The 3,306-nt window shown below is 73.7% G+C and carries 2 protein-coding genes; one reads left to right on the top strand and one right to left on the bottom strand.

The features are described from left to right. Nucleotides 1-12 precede the first annotated feature (12 nt). Nucleotides 13-1,203, bottom strand: coding sequence for a hypothetical protein (locus tag ABD52_RS36785; protein WP_047894801.1), 1,191 nt, complete (start codon nucleotides 1,201-1,203; stop codon nucleotides 13-15). 156 nt (nucleotides 1,204-1,359) lie between these two features. On the opposite strand from ABD52_RS36785, the gene ABD52_RS36780 reads away from it, so the two are divergent. Then, nucleotides 1,360-3,279, top strand: coding sequence for a hypothetical protein (locus ABD52_RS36780; RefSeq protein WP_047894800.1), 1,920 nt, complete (start codon nucleotides 1,360-1,362; stop codon nucleotides 3,277-3,279). Nucleotides 3,280-3,306: the final 27 nt, after the last annotated feature.

Below are 3,306 nucleotides of genomic sequence, written 5' to 3'. Positions count from 1 at the left end.
CTGCTGCGAGGGTCAGGGGGTGGGGAGGGAGCGGTACCAGGTCTTCTCGGTGCCGGCCAGGCTGAACGTCTGCCTCTGGTCGGTGTGCTCGACGACCACCAGGCCGGGACGGTCGACCAGGCGGGTCGTGCCGGGCGGGGCGGAGAACGAGGCGTCCCGGGTACGCCACGACAGCACCGCCAGCGGCCGGCCCGGCATCGGCAGGTGGTACGCCTGGAGCGTGGTGGACCGGTCGGCGGGGGAGACCACCGGAGTGCCACCGTCGGCGGGCCGGTAGACCACGGCCGTCATCGTCCCGGCCGGCGTCTCCCAGCTGAGCTGCTCCAACTCGCCCGGCTCGCCCTCGCCGAGAGCCACCGAGCCGAGCGAACGCGTCGCGATCTTCGCCATCGGCCAGGACTCGGGTGCGGAGCGGGGAGCCTCGCGGTCGCCGATGCGGCGCGGCACGCTGCCGAACGGGCCCCGCTCACCGGCGAGCACGCAGGTGTCCAATCCGGTCAGCGCACGCTTGCCGGCACCCGTCTCGTCGCGTACCAGAGGGTAGCGGGGCGCTTCGGTGGCCGTACCCAGGTCGAGGACGCGGTCCGCGGCCCGGCCGCGCGGCAGCGACGGCGTGGCCCGCAGCGTCGCGGTCAGTTCGACGGCCCGGCAGGCCGGTACGGCGACCGGGTCGGTGACGCCGTCGGTGGTGCCGAGCACCTTGCCGTCGGGCCCGGTCAGGCGCTCGACGCGGGCCGAGGTGAGGTAGCGGCGGCCGGACGGCTCCCGCACCGGCAGCACGTCGGAGTAGACCAGGTAACCGGGATCGGTGTACTCGGTGGCGTGGACGACCCGCCAGCGCTGCCCGTCCCGGTCGAGTTGCAGCAGCCAGGAGGCGGACTCGCCGGGCACGTCGGCGGCGACGAGCGCGAGCGCCGACCCGGCGACCTGACCGGAGAAGAGGATGCCGGACGTGGGCACGTGCACCCGGTCGTCCACCGGGGAGCGCCAGTCGCGTACCGCTGTGGTGATCGCGGCGGTGGCCGCGGCGTCGCGGGCCAGGCTGCCGCGCGGCGGCCACACCGCGAGGGTGCCGTCCAGGCTGTCGTAGCCGACCCGCAGGTCCGCCGGCTGCCGTTCGGCGACCGGTCCGCAACCGGCCGTGACCAGCAGCAGAGCTGCCAGCGCGATGCCCGTCGTAGCGCCTCGGCGGGCTGAAAGCACCCTGATCCCCTCGCCGGTCGTCGGTCGGAAGCCCACATGGTACGAGACGACCGGTCACCCGGCCGCGCCCGGCTCACCCTTTCGGCCGATCGGCCACTGCGGAACGTGACGGGCGATTCGGGTACCAATATCCGGCTCCGGTAGACTCCGCCGACTGTGACGCCTGCCGAGACCCGCGGCGCCTCGACGCCGGACGCCGCCGCCCCGACGGGCCACCGCGCCGTCACCCTGGACCCACCGTCGGTCACCATCACCGCCGAGCCGGAGCCGGCGACCACCACGCCGACCACACCCGAGGCGCCGGCCACGCCGGGCGCGCGGCGCGCGCGCCGGTGGCGGTGGACGCGCCGGCGGATCGACCTCACCGTGTACGGCGGATTCCTGCTCGCCGCGATCTGGGTCACCAGCGGCATCTGGGTCGACCCGGCCGGACGGGTCGCCGCGCTCTACAGCAGCGACCCGGCGCAGGTGCAGTTCTTCCTCGCCCACTCGGTGCGGGTGGTGCTGCACGGCGAGTTCCCGTTCTTCACCGAGCAGTTCAACTACCCCGACGGCGTCAACCTGATGGCGAACACCGCCATCCTGGCGCTGGGCATCCCGATGGTGCCGGTGACCCTCCTGTTCGGACCGGCGGTCTCCTTCGTCACGCTGGTCACGCTCGGCCTGGCCGGCACCGCCGCCGCCTGGTACCGGGTGCTGTCCCGGCACCTGATCCGGCACCGCCCGGCCGCCGCCGTGGCGGCCTGGTTCTGCGGGTTCTCACCGGCCATGCTGTCGCACGCCAACTGGCACCCGAACATCATCAGCCAGTTCCTGCTGCCGTTCATCGTGTGGCGGGTGCTGGTGCTGACCCGGTCGGCCCGGCCGGTCCGCGACGGCGTGCTGCTGGCGCTGCTGGTCACCGCGCAGGCGTTCATCAACGAGGAGATCCTCCTCTTCACCGCGCTGGCCCTGGGCGTGTTCCTGATCGCCGTGGTGGTGCAGCAGCGCGAGCGGTGGACGACCGCGTGGCGGCCGCTCGGCGCCGGGCTGGCGGTCTGCGCGGCGCTGGCCGGGGCGCTGCTGGCGTACCCGCTGTGGGTGCAGTTCGCCGGGCCGATGGCGTACCACGGGCTCAGCGACGCGGTGCGCGACTACGGCAACGACATCGCCGCGTTCTTCGCGCCCGGCTCGCCCACGTTCGGCGGCAACGAACGCGCCAACGTCAACCTCGCGCCGAACTACTCGGAGGAGAACGCGTTCTTCGGCTGGAGCCTGTCGCTGCTGGTCGTGGGCATCGTGGTGTGGCTGCGGCGGGACGTGATCGTCCGCGCGCTCGCCGCCACCGGGCTGTTCTTCGCCGTGCTCTCCCTCGGCGAGCGGATCTCCTGGTGGGACCGGGAGATCGCCACCGGCCCGTGGGAGCTGCTGGTACGGCTGCCGCTGCTCGACGCCGTGGTGCCGACCCGCTTCGGCCTGATCACCGGCGTGACGGTGGCGATCCTGCTCGCGTACGCGGTCCGTCGCGCCTGGGCGCTGCGAGGCGTGGACCGGCGTACCGCCCGCAAGCTCACCGCCGCGGGCCTGGTCCTCGCGCTGCTGCCGATCGCGCCGATGCCGTTGCAGGTCACCACCCGGGAGCCGGTGCCGGAGTTCATCACCGCCGACAGGTGGCGCAAGTACGTCGGGCCGGACCAGACGCTCGTGTCAGTGCCGGTGCCCGCGATGGGCAACACCGACCCGATGCGCTGGGCGGCCAGCACCAACCTCGACTTCAAGATCCCCGGCGGCTACTTCCTCGCGCCGCGCAACGGCGTCACAGGCGACCCCGGGCGCTTCGGCGGCCGCCCCAGCGGCATCGGCGAGATGCTGCGGGAGGTATCGTCCACCGGCCGTACGCCGAAGCTGGACGACCGCCAGCGGCGCCGCTACCTGGACGAGCTGCGGCACTGGAACGCGGCGGTGGTGGTGCTGCCGCGCGACGAGCAGAACGCCGAGCCGCTGCGCCGCACCGTGGAGCAGCTGGTCGGCCCCGGACGGCAGGAGCTGGACGTGTGGCTGTGGGACGTGCGGAAACTGACCAGCCGGTCCGTCTGACCGAACCGGCGGTCCCCGCCCCCGCGC

Origin of the sequence: Micromonospora sp. RV43, assembly GCF_001029515.1 — a bacterium.
GTDB lineage: Bacteria > Actinomycetota > Actinomycetes > Mycobacteriales > Micromonosporaceae > Micromonospora > Micromonospora aurantiaca.
The sequence above is the reverse complement of the archived record's forward strand: the minus strand, read 5'-3'. Positions and strand labels throughout refer to the sequence as shown.